General features: G+C 43.4%; 3 protein-coding genes. 2 read left to right on the plus strand and 1 reads right to left on the minus strand.

What is annotated here, in order from left to right:
• Positions 1-254: 254 nt before the first annotated feature.
• On the plus strand, positions 255-662 hold the full coding sequence (locus ACYQ2M_RS24905) for a threonyl-tRNA synthetase editing domain-containing protein (RefSeq protein ID WP_459919107.1): 408 nt from the start codon (positions 255-257) through the stop codon (positions 660-662).
• A gap of 596 nt (positions 663-1,258) precedes the next feature.
• Complete coding sequence (locus ACYQ2M_RS24910; RefSeq protein WP_459919108.1) at positions 1,259-2,284, plus strand: aldo/keto reductase; 1,026 nt, start codon at positions 1,259-1,261, stop codon at positions 2,282-2,284.
• Positions 2,285-2,302: 18 nt separating this feature from the next.
• Here ACYQ2M_RS24910 and ACYQ2M_RS24915 read toward each other — a convergent pair.
• Positions 2,303-2,666 (minus strand): transposase (locus tag ACYQ2M_RS24915; RefSeq protein WP_459919109.1); only part of this gene is annotated, 364 nt, incomplete at its 5' end.

The raw sequence follows: 2,666 nt of genomic DNA on the forward strand, positions 1-2,666 counted from the left end.
GGATCATGTAATTGCCATGTTTGTGGCAATTGGAAAAGGCACAAAACAGGCATGGTCACGTCCAGGGCAACTCAGCCTCAATGATGTGGTCATCAAAAATGTGTTTGAGTAATGACTTAACAAGGCAAACACTGTTTTGCCGTTTCGCGGTTCCCGTCTATGGACAAGCTGAGATTACCCAAATGCATGTCTGTATTATGAATCAGCTGGCCGAAATACCATAATTACCCGGCAATTAGGATTACAGTGATATTATGAGAGTGCTATTCTGGTATTGTGATAAATTTGCCTGGACTCCCACAATAAAGACCCTTGATAATGTTCCAGAATCTGGGCCGGAAGCAAAGGAAGATGTTGTGGTTGCCTTTGTTCATGTGGAGTCAAGGGATATTGAAAATGGTGGTTCGTCGGAGACAAAACTTGTAAAAAATGCCAAATGGCTTGCCCGGAAATGGGATGTAAAGAAAATTTTGCTCCACTCTTTTACCCATCTGGCCGAGGAGAAAGCAGAACCAGACCAGGCAAAATTACTTTTGAATCGGGTGCAGGAAAGACTTGTTAATTCCGGGTATGAGGCAACCCAGACCGCCTATGGACATTTTAATGATTTGCATATTGAAGCCAAAGGACACCCGTTGGCCAGAATTTTCAAGGAATTTTAGACATCCTTCATATGACCTCAAAAATACTTTGCAGTCTTTTGTAAAAAACTGCAAATGGGGAACGCTTTAAAATTTATACGCCTCCTTCTGCGGTTGAAATACCCAGCATGATGTCTGAAATGGTAAATTCCGACAAAAATTTGATCAAAGAAGCAGCAACCGAACCAACAAATCCAACACGCTTTTACGTCTACGTCAATCCCTGAATGACCACGGCATACCTACTGTCAGCTTTTGGTCATTGCTGCAGAGGTTGACGATGTAATACCATTAAAAGTGATTGAGCAGATCTATGCATCAGCAAGGAATGCCAAGAGCAGATTTCTTCATATCGTTCCGAGTTCGATGCATTTATCACTTTTCCCCAGAGAACAGGATTTTATTTTGGCACGGAATATGATTATAAACATATGCCGAAATCTATGGGATAACGGAAGGTAAGGATGGTAAATAATATCATAAAACCAAGTGATTACGAAAAATTACTGCGTTGAGGTTAGTATGAGCTGAAAATAGTCACTGATTAGGCAAAAAGTGCCCAAGCCACATCACAATAATTTAAAAGTTGGGAACAACTTTATCAATGGGAGGTAACCATGAATTATAAGCAACTGGGAAACACAGGGACATTAGTCTCCGAACTATGTCTTGGAACCATGACTTTTGGTGGTAAGGGCTTTTGGGAAGCAATTGGACGGATGCCGCAAGAAGAAGCCACAGAACTGGTGAAACTGGCCATCGAAAACGGAATAAATTTTATTGACACAGCAAATGTCTATTCAGAGGGTTTGTCTGAACTTTTACTGGGAAAAGCGCTCAGGGACCTGGGAGTAGATAGGCAGCAACTGGTGATTGCCACCAAAGTATGCAGCCGGATGGGCTCCGGAGCCAATCAGATTGGACTCTCTCATCTCCATATTATTGATTCTGTGAATGATAGTTTGAAGCGATTGCAACTGGAACATATAGATCTATTGTATATCCATGGTGTCGATTCAATCACCCCATTGGAAGAAACCATGCGTGCGTTAGAGGATGTTGTTCGAGCTGGTAAAGTACGGTATCTGGGAATTAGCAATCATCCGGCCTGGAAAGTGATGAAAGCCAATGCCATTGCTGAAAAAATGGGCTGGACCAAATTTATTGCCCTCCAAAATTATTATAGCATTGCAGGTCGGGATATTGAACGTGAACTGATTCCCCTGGCAGAAAGCGAAGGACTCGCGTTAATGCCCTGGAGTCCTCTGGCCGGTGGTTTTATTTCAGGTAAATATTCTCGAACCACACAAAAAGCAGGCAACAGCCGCAGGGACGAATTCGACTTCCCACCCGTGAACAAGGAAAGGGCATACGACATCATCGATGTTCTGGCAGAAATTGCTAAAGAACACGACACCTCAGTTGCCAGAATTGCACTGGCGTGGATGCTGCAAAAAAAATCTGTAACCAGTATCATCATTGGTGCTAAAAACAATGAGCAGCTAATAGACAATATCGCATCAACCCGTGAAAAACTGTCGGATGATGAAATGAGAAAACTGGATAAGATCAGTGCGTTGGCCTCTGAATATCCCGGTTGGATGGTCGCAATGCAATCGAAAGGCAGATGGCCAGAATCATAAAAATGGCTCCTCGCTGTTTCATGCGAGTAGCGTATAATCAAGCTTACCCGCTATGAGGTAGATCATGGTGATATAGTTTCGAGACGAACGATACCCTCTGGCTTTTGCTTTGGCCGCCCGGATCAGACTGTTGATGCCCTCAAGGATTCCGTTATTAATGTGGGCTGGTTTTTTCAGTTCCGGATGATTTTTTTGTTCCTGGCGACGTACCTCATCCACAGCGTTGTTGATGATCTTCATGACATGAAGTTTGTCAAACGTGATTTGTGATTTCGGCAGGTATTGTCCGATGCCGCTGATAAAAGCCGGTGACATGTCACAGCAGGATTCTTCAACTGCGTCTGGCTTTCCATCATGCTCAGCAAAGTCTTCGGATACACTG

This window comes from Desulfocicer niacini (assembly GCF_054657595.1).

Coding starts and splice junctions, on each gene's coding strand:
- ACYQ2M_RS24905 (WP_459919107.1), top strand. CDS start 255: ATGAGAGTGCTATTCTGGTATTGTGATAAATTTGCCTGGACTCCCACA.
- ACYQ2M_RS24910 (WP_459919108.1), top strand. CDS start 1,259: ATGAATTATAAGCAACTGGGAAACACAGGGACATTAGTCTCCGAACTA.